We start from the raw sequence: 25,486 nt of genomic DNA on the forward strand, positions 1-25,486 counted from the left end.
GGACAGCGACATGGCGCGCAGGACCGAACGCGATCAGACCATCCGGGGCCGGGTGGTCCGCATGCTGGCCCTGCCCCTCGCGGCGATGCTGGCCCTGCTGGCGGTGATCTACGGCAACGAGATCGGCCGCTACCGCAACGCGACCGCCACGGCCCACCGGGTCACCCTGATCCTCGGCCTGCAGAGTCTGATCCAGGAACTGCAGAACGAACGCGGCCTGACCGTCGCGGTGATCGGCGGCAACACCGCCTTCCGGGACCGGATCGCCCCGGCCCGGGCCCGCGTCGACAGCCAGCGGGCCACCGTGCGCTCGGCCCTCGGCGGCACCGCCAGCGCCGCCCTCGACTCCCTGACCGACCTGGGCCGGATCCGCGACCGGGCGGACGCCGGCCAGGACGCCCGGGACGACACCTTCGACGCCTACACCAAACTGATCGAGGGCCTCGGCGACGACACCCGGCACCTGGAGATCGTCGACGACCTCGACCTGCGCCGCGACGCCGAGTCGCTGGAGATGCTCACCGAGGTCAAGGAGGCCACCGCCCAGGAGTGGGTGTTCCTGGACGGCGTGATCACCGCCGGCCGCTTCCAGACCGGCGAATTCTCCCGGCTGCTGGCCATCGCCGCCAACCGCGACCTGGCACTCGGCGAGTTCGACGAGTTCGCCGACCCGCAGGCCGCGGCCGCCAAGACCGCCCTGCTGTCCAGCGGGGCCGCCCAGCAGGCCCGGGCCGTCGAGGCGGCCGCCCTGCGCGCCGGCGACCGGCAGCGGCTGCAGGCCGACGCCGGCTCCTGGTGGGCCTCGGTGGCCACGATGCTCGACGAGATGACCGCGCTCGCCGGGCAGATCGGCGACCACACCCTGGCCCGCGCCCAGGATCTGCGCGAACGCGCCACCCTGCGGCTCGGGGTGCTCTCCGCGATCGTGCTGCTCTGCCTGGCCGGATCGGCCTACCTGGCGATCGGGGCCACCCGGTCACTGGCCGAGCCACTGGCCGCGCTGGCCGCCGAAGCCGACCGGCTGGCCGGCGAGCGGCTCCCGGTGGCGGTCCGGCGGGCCGCGGCCGGCGACGACGCCGGGCCACCCGACCCGATCCCGGTCATCCCCGGGGCCAGCGCCGAGGTGCGCCGGGTCGCCGACGCGCTGGACCGGGTGCGGACCACCGCGTACGCGCTCGCCACCGAACAGGCCCGGATCCGTCGCGGCACTGCCGAATCCCTCGCCGACCTGGGCCGGCGCAACCAGAACCTGCTGCGCCGGCAGCTCGGCTTCATCACCCGGCTGGAACGCGAGGAGTCCAGCCCGGGCGGCCTGGCCAACCTGTTCGAGCTCGACCACCTGGCCACCCGGATGCGGCGCAACGCGGAAAGCCTGCTGGTGCTGGTCGGCGCGGCCAGCCCGCGGCAGTGGCCCGGCCCGCTGCCGCTGTCCGACGTGATCCGGGCCGCGGTCTCCGAGGTGGAGGAGTACCGGCGGGTGGTGCTGCGCCGGCTCGACGACGCGATGGTGCAGGGCACCGTCGCCACCGGGCTGGCCCACATGCTGGCCGAGCTGATCGAGAATGGGCTCACCTTCTCGCCGCCCGACGTCGAGGTCGAGATCCACGGGCGGCGGATCGGCGACGGCTACCTGATCGCCGTCTGCGACCAGGGCGTCGGGATGAGCGAGGAGGACCTGGCCCGGGCCAACCAGCGGCTGCGCGGCGAGGGCGACTTCATGACCGGACCGGCCAAGTACCTCGGCCACTACGTGGTCGGCCGGCTCGCCGCCGAGATGAACGCCGACGTGCGGCTCACCCCGTCCGCGGTGACCGGGGTGACCGCGCGGATCAGCCTCCCCGCCGACCTGCTCGCCGCCGACCTGCCGATCGCCCCCTCCCCGGCGCCCGCGCCGCCCCGGGAGCAACCGCGCACCACCGAGCCGGTGCGGATCCGGCCCCGGGCGCTGGAAGTCGACTACGTGGTGGTCACCGAACGGCAGACCCCGCCGGAACTCGGCGGACCCGACCGTACCGCCAACGGGTTGCGCAAGCGGATCCCCCGGGCGCGCCGCGCGGAACCGGCGCCCGCGCGGACCTCGCGCGACGACACCACCGTGAACCTCATTGACTCACCCGACGCGGTACGCGACCGGCTGACCGCGCTCCGCGACGGCATACAGCGGGGCACCTTCGTCACGACCTCCGAGGAGCATCGATGAGCGTGGAAGCGCCCGCCGATCGGCACCAGTTCAACTGGATGCTCGGCAACTTCGTCCACCAGACCGACGGGGTGCGCGACGCGGTCGCCGTCTCGTCCGACGGGCTGCTGATCGCCGGCTCCGACGGACTCAGCCGCGCCGAGGCCGACCAACTCGCCGCGATCGTGTCCAGCATGGCCAGCCTGGCCCGCACCGCGTCCCGACGGTACGAGTTCGACGGGCTGAAACTGATCATGATCGAGATGCGCCGCGGCTTCCTGGTCATCTCGGTCATCCCGGGCGGCAGCTGCCTCGGCGTGGTGGCCGGCGGCGACAGCGACCTCGGACTGGTCGGCTACGAGATCTCCCGCCTCGCCGAACGCTTCGGCGACCTGCTCACCCCGGCGCTGATCGCCGAGTCCCGGCGGAGCCTGCCCCGATGAACCCCGACGACGGGCCGATCGTCCGTCCGTTCATGATCACCGGCGGCCGCACCGAGCCGATGCACGACGGACTGCGGATCGAGACGCAGCTGTACGCCGCGCCGGCCGCCCTGTCCGCCCCGCTGCGCTTCGAATCCCGCCGGATCGTCGAACTGTGCCAGCGTCCGATGTCCATCGCCGACCTGGCCTCCGCGGTCGGCGTCCCGCTCGGCGTCGTCCGGGTCGTCGTCGCCGACCTGATCACCGACGGGTTCGTCCTGGTCGACCAGGCCCCCGGCGAACTGTCCACCACGCTGATCGAGAGGATCCGGGACCGTGTTCGTGCGCTCTGAGACCCGCACGGCGTCACCCCCGGTCGCCGTCAAAATCGTCATCAGCGGCGGCTTCGGCGTCGGCAAGACCACCTTCGTCGGCGCCGTCTCCGAAATCGAGCCGCTGGTCACCGAGGCGGAACTGACCGAGAAGTCGATCGGCGTCGACGACACCTCGGCGGTCGCCCAGAAGACCACCACCACCGTCGCCCTCGACTTCGGCCGGATCACCCTCGACCAGACGCTGCTGCTCTACCTGTTCGGCACCCCCGGCCAGGACCGCTTCGCCTTCCTCTGGGACGACCTGGTCGACGGCGCCCTCGGCGCCATCGTGCTGGTCGACACCCGGCGGATCGAGGACTGCTTCCCGGCCATCGACTACTTCGAGGACCACGACATCCCGTTCATCATCGGCGTCAACACCTTCGACGGGTCGCGGCACTTCGACCATGCGGAGATCCGCGAGGCCCTCGGCCTCGCCGGCGACCTGCCCCTCGTCGACTGCGACGCCCGCCGCCGGGACTCGGTCAAGAAGGTGCTGGTCGCCCTCACCGAACGGGTCCTCACCCGCCGCCTGGAACGCGCCGCCATGTCGTAGGACCGGCTGGACCATCCCGATCGCCTACCGGGGCTGACCGCTTCGCACTGTCCGGGCGGGTGGGCGGGTGGCTGGTGGGCGGTAGGGTCGGGCGCGATGGGGCCGCGGACTGTTCTTGAGGTGTTGGCTGAGCTCGCGCCGGCTGCCGGGGAGCGGACGCTGGACGTCACGCGCGGGGCGCAGCCGTTCGTCTGGCTGGAGACGGCGGAGAAGGCGCCGCGGGATACGACCGTGGAGCGGCTGGCGGGGTTGGCGGCGCTGCACCGGGACGAGCGGATCCTGCATCGCGGGTGGGGGTTCCTCGCCGGGCGGGCCGAGGTCGACGGGAAGGTGCGCAGGATCCGGCTGCCGCTGCTGAGCCAGCCGGTGCGGCTGGACCGGTCGCTGCTCGCCTACAAGGTGGTGCCGGCCGGGGATCTGGAGGTCACGCCGCTGGTCGAGGACCGGGAGCTGGCCGCGGCGCTGGAGGCGGCGCCCGGGCTGGCGACGCCCGGGTGGCTGGAGGCGACCGGCAGCCGGTCATGGTTGCAATCGGTCGCGGGGGCCACCGGGTTCACCGTCGACCGGGTACTGGAACACCGGCAGCGGATCCCGGCCGAAGGACTGCACCTGATCGCCGCACCCGCGTTGTTCGTGGTCCGGGACGTGTTCGGGGTCGGACTCGCGGACAGTCTGCGCAGCTGGGCCGGGCGCGAGCTGGGCGGGACGGCGCTGGCCGCGATCTACGGCGCAGGCGCAGCACCGGCCGGGACCGGCGACGAGCCGGCGGGGCGCTGCGGTGACCCGGTCATCTCGCCGCTGCCGTTGACCGGGCCGCAGCGGCAGGTTGTCGTGCGGGCGAGGTCAGAACCGGTCACGGTGGTCTCCGGCGCGCCGGGCAGCGGGAAGAGCCACACGGTCGTCGCAGCCGCGCTCGAAGTGGTGGATCGCGGTGGATCGGTGCTGGTGGCAACACAGTCGCCGCATGCCGCGGAGGTGCTGGCACGACTACTGAGCCGGTATCCGGGGCCGCCACCGGTGCTGTTCGGCAGCGGTCATGCGGCGTTGGAGGCGGAGCTGACCGCGGGGGCGGGTCAGGGCGTCCCGCTGTCGCTGGTCCGTTCCGGCCGGGAGCGGGTCCAGGCCGCCGCTGCGGCGGTACGTCGTCAGCAGGCCGAGATTCGTCACGCCCTGGCGGTGGAGGCGGCGGCCGCGTCCCTTCCGGATCTGCAGGCCGATCTGCCGCGGCTGTCCGCGATCGCGCCCGGCGCCTTCGACGGCAGCGTCGACCTCACCGAGATCCGACGCCTCCTCGATGCCGCCGGCGCGGGCGGCGGCTGGACGAGTCCACCGGGCGCCGGGAATGCGGGCGCCGGGAATGCGGGCGCCGGGAATGCGGGCGCCGGGAATGCGGGCGCCGGGAATGCGGGCGCCGGGAACGTGGATGGTGGGCAATCCGGTGGCTGGTGGGGGCGGTGGCGGGCGAAGCGGGCGCGGCGGAAGGCTTATCGGCTGGCCGGGGCTGCCGACGACGTACCGGCGAGCGTCCTGGTGCAGGCTTTGACCGTCGCGACCGCGCAGCGGGCGGCGGCGCAGCTCGCCGCCACCGGTGGGACCGACCTCGGTGCGCCATGGGCGGCGCTGCACCGGGCCGAGGCGGAGTTGCGGACCCTGGCCGGCGCGGCGATGCGGGATGCGGCGCGCAGTTCGGTCCGCTGGACGCCGGACGCGCGCCGGGCGGCCGGGGCGCTGGCCACCGCGCTGCGGGCCGGTCGGAACCGGCGCCGGGAGTTGCTCGCCCGGATGGAGGCGGCGCCGCTGGTGGGGGCGCTGCCGCTGTGGATCGGGACGGTCGCCGACGTGGAGGATCTGCTGCCGCCGGAGCCGGGGTTGTTCGACCTGGTGGTGATCGACGAGGCGTCCCATGTGGATCAGATCCGGGCGGCGCCGGTGCTGGCCCGGGCGCGGCGGGCACTGATCGTGGGTGATCCGCGGCAGTTGCGGTTCGTGTCGTTCGTCAGTGATGTCGATGTGACCCAGGTGCTGGACCGGCACGGCGCGGACGAGCGGCTGGACGTGCGACGGGTCAGCACCTACGACCTGGCGGCGGCGAGCGCGCCGGCGACCTGGCTGGCCGAGCACCATCGCAGTGTGCCGCACCTGATCGATTTCCCGGCGCGCAGGTTCTACGGCGATCGGGTGTCGGTGATGACCCGCACCCCGCCGGCGGACGCGACCGATGCGGTCGACGTGGTCCACGTGCAGGCCGCTGAGCTGGTCAAGGGGGTCAACGAGGCGGAGGTGGAGGCGGCGCTGAAGCAGGTGGAGCGACTGGCCGCGGCCGGGGTGCGGGGGATCGGGGTGGTCAGCCCGTTCCGGGCGCAGGCCGAGGCGCTGGAAGCGGCGCTGCTCGCCGCGCTGCCCGCCGAACGGATCGGGGAGCTGCGCCTGCGGGTCGGCACCGTGCACGCCTTCCAGGGCAGCGAGGCCGAGGTGGTGATCGTCTCGCTGGCCCTGCTGGACGGGGACCCGCCGAGCCGTCGGCGATTCGTCACCGACGCGCAGCTGTTCAATGTGATGGTGACCCGGGCCCGGCGGCGGCTGATCGTGCTGACCTCGCTGACCCGGCCGGCCGGACTGCTCGGCGACTATCTGGAACACGCCGAAGAGCCGCGCCCCGTCGCCCCGGCGCCGGTCGAGCCCGGCGGCTGGGCCGGGGAGCTCGCCGCCGAGCTGCGCCGGCTCGACGTCGAGGTCCGGGCCGGATACCGGGTCGGGCCGTGGATCGTCGACCTCTGCATCGGCGGTGCGGTGCCGGCCGTCGAAGAGCGGGGCGAAGGGGCGCGAGAGGGTGCGGTGCCGGCCGTCGAGGAGCCGGGGAAGAGGGCACGAGCGAGTGCGGCGCCGGCCGTGGCGGAGCGAGATGCAGGGATGCGGGAGGGCGCGGGGCTGACCGGCGGCGGGCAGTTCGTCGGGGTGCTGTGTGCCGTGCACCCGGACGGCCCCGAGGTGCACGCGGAACGCCAGGCGGTTCTGCACCGCGCGGGGTGGCGGCTGGTCGACGCGTTTCCCAGCCGCTGGCAGGGGGACGTCCGGCGCGCGGCGCTGGAGCTGGCCGCGGCGGTGGGCTCAGGGCGTACCCCGGCCTGATGGTGATCTCAGGTTTTCTGGTGGAGGCTGCGGTAGATCGGCGCCAGCCGCTTGTGCAGAGTGGTGTAGATCTTATAAATGTCGTCATAGGCGGCGTGATTCGGCCCCGGGGTGAAAATCTGGTCGTTGCGCGCTAAGTCCGAGATGTCGGCAAAGTTGATCATGCCAGCCCCGACCGCACCGATCCAACCCGCCCCGCGCGCGTTGACCACCACCGGATCGGCATCCCGCCGGATCTCGATCCCCAGCACGTCGGCGAAGATCTGACACCACGAGCTCGACCGCGCGGCCCCGCCGGTGATCACCATGGTGGACACCGGTGTCCCGAGGAACCGGTCCACCGCCTTCGCCATCCACCGGGTGTTCAGCGCGACCCCCTCGAACACCGCCCGCAGCAGGTCCGACCGAGTCGTCTGCAGCGAGATGTTGAGGAATCCGGCCCGCAGGTGCGGGTCGTCGACCGGCGCCCGCTCGCCGTAGAGCCAGGGCATGTAGAGCACCCCGTCCGCCCCGGCCGGCACACTTGGAATGATCTTGTCAAAGGCGTCGAAGATGGTGCCCTCGTCGCGGCTGACATGGCCGGCCGACACCAGCGGGTCGTCGAACTCGACGATCTTGTCCCGCAGCCAGGTCAGGTTCGCCCCCGCGGTCGCCTGCAGCGCCGTCATCAGGTACCGGTCCGGCAGCGCGCACGGGATCGACGCGATGCCGCTGCCGACGTCGGTCTTCTTCCTCGGCACGTGCGCCGCGATCCACGACGACGTCCCCAGGTACAGGTGCGGCTCGTTGTCGCGCACCGTGCCGGCCCCGATGGCCGCCGCGGTGTTGTCGATCGCTCCGGCCACCACCTGAACGGATGCGGGCAGGCCGAGGTGATCGGCAGCGCTGGGGGCGAGCGTGCCGATCACCTCGGTGCACGACACGATCGGCGGGAACTTGTCCCGGTCGATCCCGCTGGCGGCGACCAGCGACGGCGCGTACCGGATGGCGTCGGCCTTCCGGTTGTCGGTGACCCACGAGGTGAGGATCGAGTCGACGGTGGCGACCGTGCGGCCGGTGAGCTTCAGGTTGATCCAGTCCAGCACGTTCAGAAAGGTCTGCGTCCGCGCGTAGACCGCCGGCATCTCGTCCCGCACGAAGAGCATGTGCGCGGCCGGATCCTTTCCGGTCACCGACGGCATGCCACCGGTGAGCCGCAGCCATCGGGCGATCCTCCGGACCGAGATGCCGTCGTACGCCGGGAACCCGCCGAACTGCCTCCGCAGATGTGCCGCCCCGCGCATGTCGAGCCAGGAGATGCATCGGGTCAGCGGCGCCCCGGCCGCGTCGACCGCGATGGTCCCCTCGCCCTGCGTCGACGAGCAGATCGTGGTGACCGCGCGCAGGTGGTCCGGGAATGCCCGGCCGAGGTCGGCGACGACCTCGGCGAGCGCGTCCCACCAGGCGATCGGATCCTGCTCGGCGCCACCGCCGGGCAGCACCACGAGCGGCACCGGGCGTTCGGCCCACCCGGTGACCGTGCCGTCCGCGGCCACCAGGGCCGCCTTCATCCCGGAGGTGCCCAGGTCGACGGCGAGAATCTGCGGAGGGACGGCCACCTAGACCCCCTCGACCAGCGCGAACACCTGGTCGAACCGGGACAGGGCGTCGTCGATGACCTCGTCGGTGTCGGCCATCGAGGTGTACATCCGGGAGCCGGCCAGGGTGATGATGCCGTGCGCCGCGTAGGCCGCGCCCATCTGCTCCATCAGGGTCTTGCGCGCCTTGTTCTCCTTGAGCAGTTTGAGCGGGTTGCGCATGTCGAGCAGCATCACGCCGCTGCACTCCAGGTGGACGATCGAACCCTGGTTGTACGCGACGTACGGCAGCCCGTACTTGTCGATCAGCTTCTGCAGGCCACGGGTGAGCCGGTCGCCGGCCCGGCCGGCGATCACCGGCGCGTTGGTCCGGGCCATCTCCTGGATCGCGAAGTAGCCGGCCGCGCAGGACAGCGGGTTGGCCGACAGGGTGCCGCCGACCTGGATGTGCGCGCCGCTCTTGCCGTCCAGGCCGGAGCCGAACACGCTCATCACGTCGGCGCCGCCGCCGACGCCGCCGGCCATCGGGTAGCCCCCCGAGACGGCCTTGCCGAACACGGTCAGGTCGGGGGTCACCCCGAAGTACCCGGCCGCCCCGCCCATCCCGGTCCGGAAACCGGTCACCACCTCGTCGAAGATCAGCATCGCGCCGAACTCGTCGCACAGCCTGCGGACCGCCGCGTTGTAGCCGTGCGGCACCGGCCGGGTGCCGGACTCCGGGCCGAACGGCTCGACGATCACCGCGGCGGTGCCGCCGCGCGCCCGGTTCTCGACCAGCTTGCGCTTGAGGGTGCCCAGGTCGTGCGGGAACGCCTCGCGGGTGCGGCCGGTGGCGCCCCACGGGATGCCCTTCGCGTTCATCCGGAAGCTGCCCGGCACCCGCAGGCCGTAGACGACCGTGTCGGACCAGCCGTGGTACGCCCCGCCGACCTTGATCACCATCTTCTTGCCGGTGTGCGCCCGGGCCGCCCGGACCGCGGCCATCACGGCCTCGGTGCCGGAGCCCAGCGACCGGTACATCTCGATGTGCGGCATGTACCGGTTGATGATCTCGGCGAGCTTCAGCTCGTACTCGTGGAACAGGCCGGTGACCGGCCCGCTCTCCCGGATCACGTCGGCCACCTTCGCGTTCACCGGGGCATAGTTGCTGCCCAGGATCGTCGGACCACCGGCCTGCAGGAAGTCGATGTAGACGTTGCCGTCCCGATCGGTCAGGTACGCGCCCTCGGCCTTGTCGATGGCCAGCGGGAACGGGTAGTTGAAGGCGAGGTTGTGCTGGACGCCGCCGGGAATGAACCTCTTGGCCCGCTCGGTGATCTCTCTGCTGGCCGTGCACCTGGTCGCGAAGTAGTCGAGCGTGTCCAGCAGCGCGTCGTGCCGCAGCCCGCGGATCGGCTGGTCGACGAGGGCCTTGAGGCGCCGCATGGTGTCCGGCACGTCGAGGTATTCACTGATCATGTAGCCGTGCGACTCGTCGGAGGTCTGCGCGGTGACGACCTCGGCGACCGACGGCAGCTCCTCGTCCTCGGCAACCCGGACCGGCTCCACCGCGTCGACGATCTGCGACGCGATCCGCGCCTCGTCCCTCTTCAGCTTGCTGAACGCGATCTCGCGGATCGTCGCCGGGATCGTGTAGACCTTGCCCGCCTCCGAGGCCAGGGCCATCAGATAGGCGATCGACACCTTCTCCAGCAGCGCCATGTTGAACACCGCGCGCGACGGATCGGTGCCCACCGCGACCACCCCGTGGTTCGCGATGATGAAGGCGTTGTCCCCGCTCTTCACCTTCTTCTGGACGTTCTTGGCCAGGAACCCGGTGCCCGACGGGGCGTAGTCGATGATCGCCACCTCGCGCCCCAGGAAGCGCACCTGCTCGTCGGTCAGCGGTGGGATCGGCTTGCGCAGGAAGGCCAGCGCCGACGCGTACGGCTGGTGGGTGTGCACGATCGCGTTCACATCCGGCCGCTCCCGGTAGATGTTGGCGTGCATCCCGCACTCGATCGACGGCACCAGGCCGCCCGCGCCGCCCTCGTCCGGCACGTGCCGACCGCGGAAGTCGACGATGCAGACGTCCTCGACGCGCATCCTGTCGTAGTCGTAGTTGCTCGGCGTGACGGCGTAGAGCTCGTGGCCCGGGATGCGCACCGAGACGTTGCCCTCGGTCGCCTTCAGGTAGCCGCGGTCGAGCATCGTCCGGCACATGTCGACCACGTGCCGGCGGGACATCCGGTGTTTCACGGCGGGATCCGATCCTGGTGTGTCGGGTGTGACCGGCACCATCGTCACTCCGATCAGGGTATGAAGCACCGTGGTCCGGCGCGCGATCTGCTGGCCGGTTGTTAGCACGGGGTGACAAAATCCCGGTGTGACGACTCCCTGGCGGCGGGTGCCGGCCGACCTCGCCGCCGCCATGCGGCCCCGGCTGCCGGCCATCGTGCCGGCGATCGCCGAGGCGGTCGCGGCCGCCGACCCGGCCGTCGCGGAGACCGCCGGGGCGAAATTCGACCGGGACGTGCACACCGCGGTCCGGGTCGCCCTGGACCGCTTCCTCGACCTGGCCGGCACCGACGATCCGGCGCTGCCGCCGCGGATCCGGGAGGTGTTCGTCGCGCTGGGCGCCGCCGAAGCCCGCGAGAACCGGGGGCCGGAGCTGCTGCTCGGCGGACTGCGCACGGCCGCCCGGCTGCTCCTGCGGGCCGCTTCCCAGGCTCTGGTCGATGCGCGGGCCGGTGCGCCGGTGGCCGTCGAGGAGATCATCGATCTGTCCGACGCGACCAGCGCGTTCGTCGACGAGCTCGCCACCGCCTGCACCGACGGGCTGGCCCGGCAGCTGCGCGAGCAGGCCGGCGAGGGGGACCGGCGCCGCCGCCGGGTGGCCGACCTGCTGCTGCGCGGCGGCGCCCCGGCGGACGTGGCCCGCGAGGCGGCCGCCGCGATCGGCTGGGCGGCCCTGGACCGGGTGGTGCCGGTGCTGCTCCCGCCCGATCAGGCGCGGGACGCGCGGTTCCGGTTCGCCGCCGACGGCGTGGTCGCCGAGCGGGCCGGGGACGCGGTGCTGCTGCTGCGTGCCGGGCCGCGCGCCGGGCGGGCGGCGCTGGCCGAGGCGTTCGACGGGCGTCCGGCGGCGGTCGGGCCGGCCCTGCCGTGGCCCGAGGCGCCCGAGGCGGTCCGGCTCGCCGAGCGGGTCGCCGAGCTGTTCGGCACCGGTACCGGCCCGGTCTTCGTCGAGGACCATTTCGCGGCGCTGGCCCTGCGCGGCGAGCCGGGCGCGCTCGCCGCGCTGTCCTCCCGGCGGCTGGCGGCGCTGCACGACCTGCGGCCGGCGCAGCGCGAGCAGCTGCTGGTGACGCTGGAGTCGTGGCTGCGGCACTGGGGATCGCGGGGCGCGGTGGCGGCCGAGCTGTTCGTGCACCCGCAGACGGTCAGCTACCGCCTGAACCGCCTGCGCGACCTGCTCGGCCCGGACCTGGACGACCCGGCCGCCCGGTTCGAGCTGCTGGTGGTCCTGACCCACCGGGCGACGCGAAATTCGATGGCCGCCGGCGCCGTCCCTGACGAGGATGCAGCGATGTCCGGCACACCTGAGGGATTCACCTACCGCATCCGTAAGAACGGCGACGTGGAGATACTCCACCACGGCCGGCCCGCCGGCGTGCTGCGCGGCCCGGTCGCGGCCCGCTTCCTGGCCGACGTGGACACCGGCGACCCGCAGGAGCTGATGGCCCGGGTCACCGGCAACTACCGCCACGGCAACGAGCGCGCGGCCAGGAACCATCCGCGCAACCGGGGCCGTTGAGCCGCCGGGGCGGCTCAGGGCCAGGCCGGCGGCATACGGTTCGGGGGCGACGGCCGGGCCCGGTCAGCGGTCGTTGGCCACCAGGCCGCTGTAGACGACCGCGGCGACCGTGGCCAGGGCAGCGCCGGCCAGCCACGGGCCGGTGCCGAGCAGGCGGGCCGCGTCGGGGTGACCGAGCGCCCGGCAGATCCAGGCCACGACGATCGACACCAGGTCCAGCACCGGCAGGGCCGGGATCAGCCAGACCAGGTACACCCGCCGGGGCAGCGGCTCGGGCACCGAGTCGCTGAGGAACATCCAGGCGACCAGCCCGGCACCGACCACCAGGACGGCGAGCGCGGCGATCGTGCTCAGCGCCAGCCAGCCGGTCCCGGCCGGCGGCCCGTGCAGCACGGTGACGAGGCTGGGCAGATGCACGCCGGCCCAGCGCAGCACCAGCCAGACCAGGGCGAGCGGCGCGGCGGCCACGATCAGCACCACGACGCCGCAGCCCAGCCCGCTCGCGCAGCCGGCGGCCTGGCGGCCGGGGGTGGGCGAGGTCACCGGCCGGACGGTATCAGCACCGGGAAAGGGCGCGCGGGGCGGCGACGGGTGAGGATGGCGGGGTGATGGACATCGCCGGGCGTCATGAGTTCCGTGTTCTCGCCGCCGCGCACCCCAGGCTGCCGCTCCTGCTGACCGCGGGTCGGCTGGCCCGCCGGCTGCGCCGGGTGCCGCGGGTCGGCTGGGTGACCGCCGACCCGCTGACCGCCCGGCGGATCCTCAACGATCCGGAGCATTTCACCCTGCTCGGCGAGGGCGGGGTCGGGCATCTCTGGGCGCAGGTGCTCGGTGACTGGGTCTACGAGATCTTCGACGGGCCCGGGCACCACCGGCTGCGGACCCGGACCCGGGACCTGTTCACCGACGAGAGCGCCCGGCAGCTGACCGACCGGGTGATCGGGCCGCGGCTCGCCCGGGCGGGTGCGCAGCTGCGGGCCGGGCGCACGGTCGACGTGGCCGATCTCGCCCGGGTGCTGGTCGGCCGGATCGTCGCGGACCTGCTGCGGATCCCCGCGGCGGACCACGACGACGCGTACCGGCAGATCTTCTCGACCGGCGAGGAACTCGCCGCCCTGGCTCTGGGCACCACCGCCTCCACGCACCTCGCGCCGGAGACGGTCGGCCGGGCCAGGGCCATCGTGGCCCGGCTGACCGCCAACGTCGCCGGGTCGTGGCGCACCGCGCCGCCGGAGACCGTGCTGGGCCGCTGCCGGGAGCTCGGCCTCGACCAGCGGCAGGCGGAGGGGCTGGCCACGCTGCTGATGGTGGCCGGCACCGAGACCGCGGCCAGCGCGATGGCCCGGACCGTGGCGCTGCTGCACGACACCGGGGCGCAGCACCGGCTGCGGGCCGAGCCGGACCGGCTGCCCGACGCGGTCCGTGAGGGGCTGCGGGTGACCACACCGGCGCCGCTGATCGGGCGCGCGGTCAGCGCGGACGTGACCGTGGACGGGCGGCGGCTGCGGGCCGGGGAGCGGGTGCTGATGCTGACCTGGACCGCGAACAACGCGGCCGGCGGCTTCGACCTGGACCGCGGTTACCTGCCGGAGCAGCGGCAGCTGTGGTTCGGGGCGGGCCGGCACCTGTGCCTGGGGGCGCCGGTCGCCCGGGCCGAGATCGCCGGCCTGCTGCGCACCCTGCTGGCCGGCGACGGGCCGTGGCGGATCGGGCGGCGAACGTACCGCCGTAGGGTGCTGATCCCGTCCTACGCCTCGCTGCCGGTGTCGATCGCGGCGTAGACGTCGTGGATCCAGGCGACCATCCGCGGCAGGTTCCACCGGCGTGCGGTGCGCTCGTCGGCGGCGTGCCACGATGTTGATCAGCTCGCCGCCACGGACCGGGTGGGCGACCGGGTGCCGCCCCGGGCCGAGGACGAAGGTCAGGCCGAACCCGGCGCAGGCTCGATCGGGACCAGGCCGCGGAAGCAACCGCGACCCGCATCCCGTCATCGAACAGCATGAAGCTCCACAGCGGACGATCCGGGGCGCACCGACCGACTTCGTCGGTCGGTGCGCCCCGCCCTGGATGACGATCCTGATCGGTCAGGCCGCGGTGCAGGTCAGCGCCGGCGTGGTGGCCGCGCCGGTGCCGATCAGTCCGAAGTCCGCCGTCGCGCCGGACGCCAGCGAGCCGTTCCAGGACACGTTGCGGACGGTGACCGCCGAGCCGCTGACGCTCAGCGTGCCGTTCCAGGCCTGGCTGATCGTCTGGCCGCCGGCCAGGGTCCAGCCGACCGTCCAGCCGGTGATCGCCCGGCCCGCGGTGACGGTGACCGCGGCCTGGTAGCCGCCCTGCCAGGAGCTGGTCACCCGGTAGGTCGCCGAGCAGGCGGCACCGCCCGGGTTCGGTGCCGGCGAGGAACCGGGCGAGGCCGAGCTGGGCGACGGTGAGCCGGGCGAGGGCGAGCTGGGCGACGGCGGGTTCGGGACGCCGTTGGCCAGGCTGAACGCCAGGTCCGGCTGGAACGAGCCGGCCGCGTACCGGCAGCCGTCCGCCTCGCCCGGCGGCTTCACCCACAGGTAACCGTCCACGTCGCCGTCCCCGGTGCTGGTGGTGGGGTAGAGGCCGATCCGGCGGTCGGTGTTGTCGTCCCCGCACCAGTCCCCGGAGGCGCCCCCGTTGCGGCTGGTGTCGACGATCTGGTGCTTGCCGGAGATGCCCCGCCCGTTCAGCGCCGAGATCACCGCCTTGCCGAAGCTGACCTCGGCCGACGTCGGGTTGAAGTTGGACACGTTGCTGTAGAAGCCGTCCGCGTTCGCGACGCCCGCCGCGGCCAGCCGGTTCGCCTGCTCGCCCGCGCTGTTCCAGGCGGAGTGGCCGGCGTCGAGGTAGACCTTGGCGTTCGGATTCGCCGCCTTGAGCGTCCGGGTGGCGGTGGCCAGGGCCTCGTCGCGGGCGGTGACCTGGTCGGCGCTCAGGCAGGTCTGCAGCGCGATCGAGTCCGGTTCGAGTAGCACGATCGCGGTCCGGTTGCCCAGGTGGGCGGCGATCGCGGAGATCCAGTTCTGGTACTGGTTGAGGTCCGGCGCGCCGCCGGCGCTGGCCCCGCCGCAGTCCCGGTCGGGGATGCCGTAGACGGTCAGCTCCGGGATCTGTCCGGCCGCGTTCGCCGCGTTCACGTAGCCGGCGACCTCCGAGCCGATGGTGCCGAGGTTGAAGTCGGCGAACCAGCGGGAGGCCGGCTGGCTGGCGATCCGGTCGCGGATCGCGGCGGTGCGGGAGTCGTTCGGGTGGGCCGCGACCCAGCGGGCCACCGCGGTGTCCGGGTCGCGGTAGAGCGGGCCGCTGATCGTGCCGGCCTCGGCGGTGCCGGTGGTGAGCAGGACGGCGCCGGCCGCGACGGTGGCGCCGGCGGCCGCGGCGGCCAGCCATCTGGTGCCGGGGGATACGGGGGACATGAGCGTTCCTTCCGCTTGGGAGCGCTCCCACCGTAAACGTATCGATATCGGTTAGCAATCTGTATGAATCAATATCCTGCGGGGCAATTGCGTGAGCAGGGGTTTTAGGGCACCCTAAGCAAGGTAAGGCTAACCGTTGCAAAGGTCGTCGCCGATGTTCGTCTGCATCTGTCACCACGTCCGCGAACGCGATGTGCGCACCGCCATCCGCTGCGGCGCGCGCACCGAGGCGTCGGTCGGCGACGCGTGTGGCGCCGGCACCGGGTGCGGCAGCTGCCTGGACCGGATCGCCGACCTGATCGAGGAGGAGGGCTGCGCCGACACGCGACTACCCTCCGCTGCCTAGCGATTACGGCAAGTACTCTTATCCCCGAAAAGTCACGTTATGGGGGTATTTAGGCATGCAAGGTGACGCCCGTGTCATCGAGTTCCTCAACGAGCAGCTCACCGCGGAACTGACCGCGATCAACCAGTACTTCCTGCACGCCAAGATGCAGGACAACTGGGGTTACACCGTGCTGGCCAAGCACACCAGGGCCGAGTCCATCGACGAGATGCGGCACGCCGAGGTCCTCACCGACCGGATCCTGTTCCTCGACGGCCTGCCGAACTACCAGAAGCTGTTCGCGCTCCGGATCGGCGAGTCGGTCAGGGAACAGTTCGAGTGCGACATGAAGATCGAGGTGGAGGCGGTCGACCGGCTGCGCCGCGGGCACGACTACATGCGGTCGGTCGGCGACATCACCTCGGCCCGGATCTTCGAGGACATCCTCGCCGACGAGGAGCACCACGTCGACTACCTGGAGACCCAGCTCGGCCTGATCGAGAAGCTCGGCGAGCCGCTCTACCTGCAGAACGTGATCGAACACCCGGAAGCCGGCTGAGGAGGCCCGCCGGGCGCGGTGGGCCGCAGGGGGAAGCGGCCCACCGCGCGTCAGTGGAGGCCGGTCAGGTCGAACGCGACGAAACCGGCCGCGGTGAGTGGCAGGGCCAGGGCCAGAACCAGGCCGCGACGGCGCCAGGCCGGCACCATCAGCACGGTCGTCAGCAGGCCCAGGAAGAGCAGAATCGCGGCGTACGCGGTCAGCGCGCCCGTCGAGTAGGACGGTTCCCCGATCCGGCGCAGCTGCAGGCCCGCCTCGGCGAACAGCACCGCGCCGGGCAGGGCGAGCGCGAGATGCCGCACCGTGTCCGGGGTCCTCGCCCCGCGTGCCAGCGCGCCGCCGGTGCCGAACACGAGCGCCGCGACGACGCCCAGGCCCGCCCAGGCCAGGGCGGTGGTGTCGTAGGCGTTCGCCGGGTCGTCGTGCTGGATCAGAGCGGCGGCCAGGTGGTAAGCGGGGACCGCGACGATCAGTTGCACCCCGGCGGCCAGCAGGCTGACCCGCAGGGTCCACCGGTGGCGGAAGGTGAGCAGGAACGCGGCGACCGCCCAGACCGCGACCGAGTTCCCCAGCCCGCCGAACGGGCCCGGTACGAATTTGATCCAGAGGAAGTCGAGCACACCGAGCAGCAGCCCGGCCACCAGTGCGACCGGCAGCGCGGCGGCTCGGGAGGCCGGGGTGCGGATCGCCGGCCCGGTGTCGATCGTCATGGCATCGAGCCTACGAACGCAGGCCGGGCGGCGCATCGCACTGCGGACCGGTTCCCCGGCGCCCGGCCTCGGCCGAAAGTCGGATCAGACGCTGCGCAGCACCGAGACGACCTTGCCGAGGATGGTGGCCCGGTCACCGTCGATGTCGGCGTAGGCCGGATTCCGCGGCTGCAGCACGACGTGCCCGGCGCGGCGGCGGAACACCTTGACCGTGGCCTCGTCGTCGATCATCGCGGCCACGATGTCGCCGTTGTACGCCTCCGGCTGCTGCTTGACCACGACGAGGTCGCCGTCGCAGATCGCCGCGTCGATCATCGAGTCGCCGCGCACCCGCAGCGCGAACAGGCCGCTGCCCCGGCCGACCAGATCCCGGGGGAGCGACAGCACCTCGTCGGCGGTCTCCTGCGCCGGGATCGGGGCGCCGGCCGCGATCTCCCCGAGCACCGGCACCCCGATGGTGCCCGGATCGCGGCGGGGTCCGTCGCCGGCCCGCAGGAACATCCGGATGTCGATCGGACGGGTCGCCCGGCCGCGCCGCAGGAAGCCGAGATCCTCCAGGGCCCGCAGGTGTCGGGCGACCGCCGAGGTGGAGGCCAGCCCGACCGCGTCGGCGATCTCCCGGGTCGACGGCGAGTAGCCGTGGCGCAGCGCCGAATCCCGGATGACCCCGAGGATCCGGCGCTGGCGCTCGGTCAGGACCGAGGTGTCGAGTGCGTCGTCGTCGCCCAGCATCCCGCGATCTTCCCTGATCGCTTCCGGTCGCCGCGACGGGGCTCGCCCACGGGTCCCCCGTCCGGACCTAACCGATGTGGTAGGGGTCGCCGTAGACCTTGAAGTCCAGCGGCGTGTTCAGGTCGAAGTTGCCCTTGTTCAGGAAGACCCGCTGGGCGGTGTCGATCCGGCTGGTGTCCGAGTGCGCCTCCTCCTTCTTCATCTCGACCACCCGCTCGTCCAGGAACGCGTTCAACCATTTGCGCTCGTCACCGCCCTGGGCCGGCGGTTTCGCCTTGGCCAGGGCGCGCTTGCGGATGGCGCGCAGACCCTCGTAGCCGTGCACGACGGCGGCGTCGTAGTAGGCGAACTGGCCGAGCGCGCGGACGCCGTCGGCCTTGCCGTCGGCGACCGCCGGGTTGAAGTACACCCGGTCCCGCTCGGACTCCTGGGCGGCCTGGAAGACCGGGTCGGCCGCGGCCGCCCGCCACGCCTTGACGAACTTCGAGCCCAGGCCGCTGTGCGAGTCGGTGCCGTTGACCCTGCGCAGGGCCGGCAGGTACTTGGCGAGGCCGTTGGACGGTTCGGTGGCGGTGTACGCCTCGACCAGCTCCAGCATGTCGCCGGTACCGGAACAGAAGCCGATGATGCCGGCGGTGTAGCCGCGGCCGTCGCCGATGTCCTCGATGTAGGCGAACTGGGCGCGCCAGTCGAGCGACGAGTTCTCAGCCGCCGAAACGATCTCCATGGCGACCTCCTTCTTCGCCGGATCGTCGAGATTTTTGCTGGCGACGGCGACGACCGTCGATGGTGTGACCGTGCCGGCGTCGGCCGGCAGGAGGCCGTAGGTGACTGCGATACCGGGGATGAGCAGGGACAATGCGGCGTAGGCGATCGTCCTTCTGCGAATGTGAAGGGGCATGGGGACGCAGCCTACGATTGTTAAGTTGGCTTAGCAATAGATGAGTGTCGCAAGATCGCTCTTGACACCGATCGCCCGGTGGCCAACTATGAGCCAACTGTTAAACACTTTTCCTATCGCTTCCGGGGGCTCCGTTGACGCGTCTGGCCGGCTCGTCCAAGCTGCTCCGCGCCATGAACGAGAGCGCGGCGCTGGCACACCTGCTCGACCCGGGCATGCTCACCCGGGCCGACCTGCGCCGGCTCACCGCGCTGTCCACCCCGACCATCTCCGAGGCGCTGCGCCGGCTCACCGAGGCCGGCCTGGTCACCGTCGTCGGGCACGACAGCGGCCGGCCGGGGCCGAACGCCGAGATCTACGCGGCCGACCCGGACGCCGCGTACGCGGTGGCCGTCTCGGTCCGCGACGTCGGCGCCAGCGGCACCCCCTCGCTGGCCGCCGCGCTCTGCGACCTGACCGGCGAGGTGCGGGCCCGGTTCGAGTCCCGGGTCGACTTCCTCGCCGCCGACCCGGTCGCCACCCTGACCGACGCGGTCGACCAGCTGCTCGTGACGGCCGGGGTCCCGGCCGACCGGCTGCGGCACGTGCAACTCGGCGTCCCCGGCTCGTACGACGCGCGCACCGAGACCATCCGGCTGGTCCACGTCCCCGGTTTCGGCCGGCCCGGCCTGGTCCCGGCGATCGCCGCGGCGCTGGGCACCGAGGTGGGCGTCGACAACGACGTGAATCTGGCCGCGGTGGCCGAGCGCCGGCGCGGCACCGGGCAGGACGCGGAGGGCTTCGCGCTGCTCTGGATCGGCCAGGAGGGCCTCGGTCTGGCCATCGACATCAACGGAACGTTGCTGCGCGGCACCCGCGGTGGCGCCGGTGAGATCGGGTACATGCCGGTCTACGCCCCGGACTCCGCCGACCGCAAGCTCGACCTGCAGGACCTCTTCGGCGGCGGCGCGATCCTCGAGCTGGCCCGCGAGCACGGGCTGGCCGGGGACACGCCGGCCGAGGTGGTGGCGGCCGCGCCGGCCGAGTTCCTGGAGGTGCTGGCTGACCGGATCGTGGCCGGCCTGGCCGCCGTGGTCGCCGTCCTCGACCCCTACCTCGTCGTGCTCGCCGGGCCGGTCGCCCGGGCCGGGGGCGACACCCTGCTCGCCGCCGTGAACCGGGCCTTCCTGCGGGCCGCCCCGCTGGAGAGCTCGTTCGCGGTGACCGCCATCGACGACGACGCGGTGCTGCTCGGCGCGCTGGACGCCGGGCTGGCCGCGGTCCGCGAAGCACTGATCACCGCCATCCGCGACTCCTGATCCTTCCCCTCGGAAAACATTCGCCAAGGAGCATAAAAGTGAACAAACGGATGCCCTATGCCCTTTTTGCCCTAGCTAGTGCGGCTTTGCTGGTCACCGGCTGCACCCCCGCGCCCAAGGAGACCAAGATCGCCGATCCCGGGACGCAGGTCTCCGGGACGGTCGAGCTGTGGCACTTCTTCACCGAGCGCGAGGCGCAGGCCATCGACCAGGTGGTCGGCGACTTCACGGCGAGCCACCCGAACATCAAGGTGACCGTCAAATCCGGTCAGGACGACTCGAAGGTGACCCAGGCGATCGGCGCCGGGAACGGGCCGGACATCGGGCTGTCGTACTCGACCGACATCGTGGGCAAATTCTGCTCGTCGGGCGCCTGGGTGGATCTCACCGCGTACATCAACCGGGATAAAATCGACCTCAATCAGCTGAACGCGACGACCCGGTCCTACACCGAGTTCCAGGGCAAGCGGTGCGCCATGCCGTTCCTGGCCGACGCGTACGGCATGTTCTACAACAAGGACCTGTTCGCGAAGGCCGGCATCGCCGGGCCGCCGAAGACGCTCGACGAGCTGACCGAGGACGCCAAGAAACTCACCGTGCGCAATGCCGACGGCTCGCTCAAGACGGTGGGCTTTCTTCCGCTGTACGACTATTACGAGAACGCCGCGGCCCACCTGGCCCCGTCCACCGGCGCGAAATGGCTGACCCCGGACGGCAAGAGCGCGGTCGGCGCCGACCCGAATTGGAAGACCCTGCTGAACTGGCAGAAGAGCCTGGTCGACTGGTACGGGTACGACAACCTGACCAGGTTCAAGGCCGGTCTCGGCGACGAGTTCAGCGCCGACAACGCCTTCCAGAAGGGCCAGGTGGCGATCAACATCGATGCCGAATACCGCCTCGCCTTCCTCAAGGATCAGAGCCCCAAGCTGAAGTACGGGGTGGCCCCGCTGCCCACCACCGACCCGGCCCGATACGGCGGCGGTTACGTGACCGGCAACATCATGGGCATCTCGAAGAACGCCAAGAACCCCGAGGCGGCGTGGGAGCTCATCAAATATCTGACCACCGATGACGCCGCGGTGACCAAGCTGGCCGGTCTGCTCAAGAACGTGCCGACCACCACCAAGGCGATCGCCGACCCGGGCCTGAACGCCGATCCGGACTTCAAGACGTTCATCGACATCTTCCGCAACCCGAACTCGATGACCACCCCGCCGTCCGCCTCCGGGCCGGCCTACCAGGAGACCTTCGGGCAGTTCCTGACCAGCTACCAGTCCGGCAAGGGCGGGGACCTGGACCAGGGGCTGGCCGCGGCGGACCAGAAGATCAACAGCGTCATGAGCCTGGGCGGCTGAGCGATGCTCGGCGTTCGCCTGCGCCGGGGCGCGGTCACCCTCTCGTTTCTGGCGCCCGCGCTGCTCGGCATCGGGATGTTCTTCGTCTACCCCCTGATCTCGGCGGTCTACTTCTCGTTCACGAAATTCGACCTGCTGACCGTGCCGCAGTGGGTCGGGCTGGACAACTACCGGCGGATGGCCGGCGATCCGTTCCTGCTGCAGGCGGTGCGCAACACGCTGTGGATGGTGGCGGTCTTCGTCCCGGTGCGGATGCTCTTCACGCTCGGCATGGCCATGATGATCGCGCAGTTCAAGCGGGGCGCCGGTTTCTACCGCACGCTGTTCTACCTGCCGTCGTTGGTCCCGCCGGTGGCCGCCACCATCGCCTTCGTCTACCTGCTCAAGCCGGGCACCGGCCCGGTCAACCACGTCCTGTCGATGGTCGGCATCGACGGCCCGCTCTGGTTCAACTCGCCGGCCTGGGCCAAGCCGTCGCTGGTCCTGCTCGGCCTGTGGGCCTGCGGCGACCTGCTGATCATCTTCCTGGCGGCGGTGCTCGGCGTCCCGGAGAGCCTCTACGAGGCCGCGTCGCTGGACGGCGCGAACGCCTGGCACAGATTCCGGTCGATCACCCTGCCGACGATCCGCCCGGTGCTGCTGTTCGCGGCGGTCACCGGCGTGATCTACACACTGCAGTACTTCGACCAGGCGGCGGTGGCCGGCTCGATCGCCAGCGGGCAGGCCACCGTCGGCGCCGGAATCTCCCAGTCCTTCGGCTACCCGGAGGGCTCCACCTTCACCTATCCGCTGTGGCTGTTCACCGTCGGGTTCCGCTACAGCGCGCTCGGCTACGCCAACGCGCTGGCCATCGCCCTGTTCGTGGTCGCGCTCGCGATCACCGTCGTCCTGCTGCGCCGCGCCAAGGCGTTCTCCGGGGAGGAATCGTGAGTCTCGTCCTGGACCGCCCGATCGTGCGGGCCGCGGCAGAACGGCGCCGGATCCGGCTCGCCTGGATCGCCCGGCACAGCATCGCGATCGCGCTCGGCATCATGTTCATCACCCCGGTCGCGTACCTGGTGCTGCTCTCGCTGATGACCAGCGACCAGGCGCTGACCAGCGATTACTGGCCGAACACCTGGCACCCGGAGAACTACGTGCGGGTGTTCCAGGCAACCCCGCTGCCGCACTATCTGTTCAACACGATGCTGTACGCGGTGTCCGCCACCGTCTTCACCCTCGCCTCCAGCGTGCCCGCCGCGTACGCCCTGGCGAAGTTGAAGTTCCGCGGCCGCAACGCGCTGTTCCTCACGGTGATCTGCGTGATGATGCTGCCCCCGCAGGTGGTGACCGTCCCGCTGTATCTGATGTGGGCCCGGTACGGCCTGACCGGCTCGCTCGCCCCGCTGATCATCCCGGCCCTGTTCGGCGACGCGTTCTGCATCTTCCTGCTGCGTCAGTTCCTGCTCACCATTCCGAGCGAATATCTGGACGCGGCCCGGGTCGACGGCTGCGGCGAGTGGCGCACCCTGCTGCGCGTCGTGCTGCCGATGGCCCGGCCGGGAATCGCGGCGGCCGGCCTGTTCCAGTTCTTCTACTGCTGGAACGACTATTACGGGCCGCTGCTCTACACCAGCGAGAACGAGAACTCGTGGACGCTCTCGCTGGGCCTGGCCTCGTTCCGGACCGTGCACCACGTCGACTGGAACCTGGTCACCGCGGCCACCGTGCTCGCCATGGCGCCGCTGATCATCATCTTCTTCTTCGCCCAGCGCAGCTTCGTGCAGGGCATCACGCTGACAGGATTCAAGGGTTGAAAATCGCGGTCGTGGGTGGCGGATCCACCTATACCCCGGAGCTGGTGGACGGGTTCGCCCGGCTCGGCACCATGGTCACCGAACTCGTTCTGATCGACCCGTCCGCGGAGCGCCTGGACATCGTCGGGGCGTTCGCGGCGCGCATCTTCGCGCAGTACGGGCATCCGGGGAAGGTGACCTGGACGACCGACCTGGACGCGGGGGTGACCGATGCCGACGCCGCGGTCATCCAACTCCGGGTCGGCGGGCAGCGGGCGCGGATCAGCGACGAGTCGTTCCCGCTGGAATGCGGCTGTGTGGGACAGGAGACGACCGGGGCGGGTGGCCTCGCCAAGGCGCTGCGGACGGTGCCGGTGATTCTGGACGTCGCCGAACGGATCCGGGCGCGGGCCAGGCCCGGGGCGTGGATCGTGGACTTCACCAACCCGGTGGGGATCGTGACGCGGGCGCTGCTCGATGCCGGGCACCGGGCGGTGGGACTGTGCAATGTGGCGATCGGGTTCCAGCGACGGTTCGCCTCCTATCTGGAGGTTCCGCCGGGCTCGGTGGTCCTGGACCATGTGGGGTTGAACCACCTGACGTGGGAGCGGGCGGCGTTCGTCGACGGCGTTGATCGACTTCCCGAACTGCTCTCCCGGCACCTGTCGGACATCGCGGGACAGGTGGATGTGCCGGCGGAGATCATCTCCATGCTGGGCAGCGTTCCGTCTTACTATTTGTCATACTTCTATCGCCATGACGGGCATGTGCGCGAGGCGTTGGGGGCGCCCACCCGCGGGCAGCGCGTGGCGGAGATCGAGGCGACCCTGCTGGACATGTACCGCGATGTCACCCTGACCGAGAAGCCGGCCCTGCTCGCCGAACGCGGCGGCGCCTTCTACTCCGAAGCCGCCGTCGGCCTGCTCGCCTCCCTGTTCGGCCTCGACGACGACGCCGTCCACTCGGTGAACGTCCGCAACCTCGGCACCCTGCCGTTCCTGCCCGCCGACGCGGTCATCGAGGTCTCCGCCCGCGCCGGCCGGACCGGCCCCGATCCGCTGCCGGTCACCGCTCTGCCGCCCGACCTGGCCGGCCTCATCACGCACACCTGGTCGTACGAGGAACTCGCCCTCGACGCCGCCCTGCGCGGTGGCCGCGACCGTGTCTACCGGGCGCTGCTGGCCCACCCGCTGATCGGCCAGCACGAAAGGGCCACCGCCCTCACCGACAGGCTGATCGCCGCCGGCCGTGACCACCTCGCGTGGGCCCGATGACCGCGCTGTTCCTGGCGGCCGACGGCGGCAACTCGAAGACCGACCTGGTCCTCGGTACCGCGGACGGCGAGATCCTGGCGATGGTGCGCGGCGGCACCTCGTCGCCGCACAACATCGGGCTGGACGGCACCATCGAGGTGCTCGGCAAGCTGATCGCCGCGGCCCGGGCCGAGGCCGGCCTGGCGGCGGACACCGCGATCGACGCGATCGGCGTCTACCTGGCCGGCGCCGACCTGCCCGACGAGGTGACCGCCCTGCACGAGGCGGTCACCGCGCAGGGCTGGGCGCGGCGGGTCCGGGCCGACAACGACTGCTTCGCCCTGCTCCGGGCCGGCGCCAGGCTGCCGGACGCGGTCACCGTGGTCTGCGGCGCCGGCAACAACTGCGTCGGCCGGGCCGCCGACGGCCGGACCGCCCGGTTCGTCGCTCTCGGCCCGGTCTCCGGGGACTGGGGCGGCGGCCACGACCTGGCCGACTACGCCCTGCGCGCGGCGGCCCGCGGGGAGGACGGCCGGGGCGACCCGACCGCGCTGTCCGCGGCGGTCGCCGGGCACTTCGGCCTGCCCACGGTCGAAGCGGTCAGCATCGCCCTGCACCGCGGCCACCTGTCGGCCGCCCGGATCCCGGAACTGGCCCCGATCCTGTTCCAGGTCGCGGCCGCCGGTGACGAGGTGGCCGCCGCGCTGGTGGCGCGCCAGGCCGAAGAGATCCTGGCCCAGCACCGGGTCGCCGCCGGCCGTCTCGGCCTGCTGCCCCGGCCACACTCGGTGGTCCTGGGCGGCAGCGTCCTGCAGGCCCGGCATCCCCTGCTGCACGACCGGGTGCTGGCCGGCGTCCGGGCCCAGGCGCCGTTCGCCGAGGTCACCGTGCTGGACTCGCCGCCGGTGACCGGGGCGGCGTTGCTCGCCCTGGACGCGCTGGAGGCCGGCCCGGCCGCCGAGCGGGCCCTGCGCGGCATCTTCTCCGGGCGGGTGCCGGCGTGACGAGCCCGCGTGCCGCCTTCCCCGGGCGGCCGGAGACCGCGTCGCCCGGCTGACCGGGGGACGCAGGCGGCCGGCTACCTGTCCACCTGGCGGACCGGGGG

Annotated in this window: 22 protein-coding genes; 15 read left to right on the forward strand and 7 right to left on the reverse strand. The window is 72.0% G+C overall.

The genetic code is table 11. From position 1 onward, the window contains the following. Positions 1-10 precede the first annotated feature (10 nt). From ACSP50_RS10235 to ACSP50_RS10255, 5 genes are all read left to right on the forward strand, one after another. Complete coding sequence (locus ACSP50_RS10235; protein WP_014689104.1) at positions 11-2,200, forward strand: nitrate- and nitrite sensing domain-containing protein; 2,190 nt, start codon at positions 11-13, stop codon at positions 2,198-2,200. After that, on the forward strand, positions 2,197-2,622 hold the full coding sequence (locus tag ACSP50_RS10240) for a roadblock/LC7 domain-containing protein (RefSeq protein WP_014689105.1): 426 nt from the start codon (positions 2,197-2,199) through the stop codon (positions 2,620-2,622). The genes ACSP50_RS10235 and ACSP50_RS10240 overlap by 4 nt, the downstream gene beginning before the upstream one ends. Then, positions 2,619-2,954: a DUF742 domain-containing protein gene (locus ACSP50_RS10245; protein WP_014689106.1), complete on the forward strand. Its 336-nt coding sequence runs from the start codon at positions 2,619-2,621 to the stop codon at positions 2,952-2,954. Before ACSP50_RS10240 ends, ACSP50_RS10245 begins: the two co-directional genes overlap by 4 nt. Then, on the forward strand, positions 2,944-3,531 hold the full coding sequence (locus ACSP50_RS10250; RefSeq protein WP_043513874.1) for an ATP/GTP-binding protein: 588 nt from the start codon (positions 2,944-2,946) through the stop codon (positions 3,529-3,531). Before ACSP50_RS10245 ends, ACSP50_RS10250 begins: the two co-directional genes overlap by 11 nt. Before the next feature lie 96 nt (positions 3,532-3,627). Then, positions 3,628-6,660: a DEAD/DEAH box helicase gene (locus ACSP50_RS10255; RefSeq protein WP_014689108.1), complete on the forward strand. Its 3,033-nt coding sequence runs from the start codon at positions 3,628-3,630 to the stop codon at positions 6,658-6,660. Between the two features lie 8 nt (positions 6,661-6,668). Here ACSP50_RS10255 and ACSP50_RS10260 read toward each other — a convergent pair whose 3' ends face one another. Beyond that, positions 6,669-8,258, reverse strand: a complete 1,590-nt coding sequence (locus ACSP50_RS10260; RefSeq protein WP_014689109.1) for an FGGY-family carbohydrate kinase — start codon at positions 8,256-8,258, stop codon at positions 6,669-6,671. Next, positions 8,259-10,517: an aminotransferase class III-fold pyridoxal phosphate-dependent enzyme gene (locus tag ACSP50_RS10265; protein ID WP_014689110.1), complete on the reverse strand. Its 2,259-nt coding sequence runs from the start codon at positions 10,515-10,517 to the stop codon at positions 8,259-8,261. It abuts the gene before it with no gap. Between the two features lie 85 nt (positions 10,518-10,602). Between ACSP50_RS10265 and ACSP50_RS10270 the strand changes: the two genes are divergently transcribed. Beyond that, positions 10,603-12,033, forward strand: coding sequence for a CdaR family transcriptional regulator (locus ACSP50_RS10270; RefSeq protein ID WP_155123468.1), 1,431 nt, complete (start codon positions 10,603-10,605; stop codon positions 12,031-12,033). 63 nt (positions 12,034-12,096) lie between these two features. Here ACSP50_RS10270 and ACSP50_RS10275 read toward each other — a convergent pair whose 3' ends face one another. Next, the gene (locus ACSP50_RS10275; protein ID WP_014689112.1) at positions 12,097-12,576 is read right to left on the reverse strand and encodes a hypothetical protein; all 480 of its coding nucleotides are present in this window, start codon (positions 12,574-12,576) and stop codon (positions 12,097-12,099) included. Between the two features lie 65 nt (positions 12,577-12,641). On the opposite strand from ACSP50_RS10275, the gene ACSP50_RS10280 reads away from it, so the two are divergent. Further along, positions 12,642-13,814 (forward strand): cytochrome P450, encoded by a 1,173-nt coding sequence (locus ACSP50_RS10280; RefSeq protein ID WP_014689113.1) that lies wholly within the window; start codon positions 12,642-12,644, stop codon positions 13,812-13,814. Between the two features lie 303 nt (positions 13,815-14,117). Here ACSP50_RS10280 and ACSP50_RS10285 read toward each other — a convergent pair whose 3' ends face one another. Beyond that, positions 14,118-15,473 carry a glycoside hydrolase family 6 protein gene (locus tag ACSP50_RS10285; protein WP_014689114.1) on the reverse strand — a complete coding sequence of 452 codons (1,356 nt, stop codon included), beginning with the start codon at positions 15,471-15,473 and terminating at the stop codon, positions 14,118-14,120. A 154-nt stretch (positions 15,474-15,627) separates the two neighbouring features. Here ACSP50_RS10285 and ACSP50_RS10290 point away from each other — a divergent pair, with 154 nt between their 5' ends. Continuing rightward, positions 15,628-15,819 carry a bacterioferritin-associated ferredoxin gene (locus ACSP50_RS10290; protein ID WP_014689115.1) on the forward strand — a complete coding sequence of 64 codons (192 nt, stop codon included), beginning with the start codon at positions 15,628-15,630 and terminating at the stop codon, positions 15,817-15,819. Between the two features lie 55 nt (positions 15,820-15,874). Then, positions 15,875-16,357, forward strand: coding sequence for a bacterioferritin (gene bfr, locus ACSP50_RS10295; RefSeq protein ID WP_014689116.1), 483 nt, complete (start codon positions 15,875-15,877; stop codon positions 16,355-16,357). 50 nt (positions 16,358-16,407) lie between these two features. On the opposite strand, the gene ACSP50_RS10300 is transcribed toward bfr, so the two are convergent. The 3 genes from ACSP50_RS10300 to ACSP50_RS10310 form a co-directional block, all read right to left on the reverse strand. Then, a complete protein-coding gene (locus ACSP50_RS10300; RefSeq protein WP_014689117.1) occupies positions 16,408-17,067 on the reverse strand; it encodes a DUF6518 family protein in 660 nt (219 codons plus the stop codon). 84 nt (positions 17,068-17,151) lie between these two features. Next, positions 17,152-17,799, reverse strand: a complete 648-nt coding sequence (lexA, locus tag ACSP50_RS10305) for a transcriptional repressor LexA (RefSeq protein WP_014689118.1) — start codon at positions 17,797-17,799, stop codon at positions 17,152-17,154. A gap of 67 nt (positions 17,800-17,866) precedes the next feature. Next, entirely contained in the window at positions 17,867-18,700 is an 834-nt protein-coding gene (locus ACSP50_RS10310; protein WP_014689119.1) for a chitosanase, read from the reverse strand. 134 nt (positions 18,701-18,834) lie between these two features. Here ACSP50_RS10310 and ACSP50_RS10315 point away from each other — a divergent pair, with 134 nt between their 5' ends. The 6 genes from ACSP50_RS10315 to ACSP50_RS10340 are packed head-to-tail and all read left to right on the forward strand — an operon-like array spanning position 18,835 to position 25,385. Beyond that, positions 18,835-19,998, forward strand: coding sequence for an ROK family transcriptional regulator (locus ACSP50_RS10315; protein WP_014689120.1), 1,164 nt, complete (start codon positions 18,835-18,837; stop codon positions 19,996-19,998). Between the two features lie 38 nt (positions 19,999-20,036). Then, positions 20,037-21,353, forward strand: coding sequence for an ABC transporter substrate-binding protein (locus tag ACSP50_RS10320; RefSeq protein WP_014689121.1), 1,317 nt, complete (start codon positions 20,037-20,039; stop codon positions 21,351-21,353). 3 nt (positions 21,354-21,356) lie between these two features. Beyond that, complete coding sequence (locus ACSP50_RS10325) at positions 21,357-22,283, forward strand: carbohydrate ABC transporter permease (RefSeq protein ID WP_014689122.1); 927 nt, start codon at positions 21,357-21,359, stop codon at positions 22,281-22,283. Next, a complete protein-coding gene (locus ACSP50_RS10330) occupies positions 22,280-23,149 on the forward strand; it encodes a carbohydrate ABC transporter permease (RefSeq protein ID WP_014689123.1) in 870 nt (289 codons plus the stop codon). The genes ACSP50_RS10325 and ACSP50_RS10330 overlap by 4 nt, the downstream gene beginning before the upstream one ends. Further along, entirely contained in the window at positions 23,146-24,402 is a 1,257-nt protein-coding gene (locus tag ACSP50_RS10335) for a 6-phospho-beta-glucosidase (protein WP_014689124.1), read from the forward strand. Before ACSP50_RS10330 ends, ACSP50_RS10335 begins: the two co-directional genes overlap by 4 nt. Then, a complete protein-coding gene (locus ACSP50_RS10340; RefSeq protein WP_014689125.1) occupies positions 24,399-25,385 on the forward strand; it encodes an N-acetylglucosamine kinase in 987 nt (328 codons plus the stop codon). Before ACSP50_RS10335 ends, ACSP50_RS10340 begins: the two co-directional genes overlap by 4 nt. Positions 25,386-25,486: the final 101 nt, after the last annotated feature.

Origin of the sequence: Actinoplanes sp. SE50/110 (assembly GCF_900119315.1) — a bacterium.
GTDB lineage: Bacteria > Actinomycetota > Actinomycetes > Mycobacteriales > Micromonosporaceae > Actinoplanes.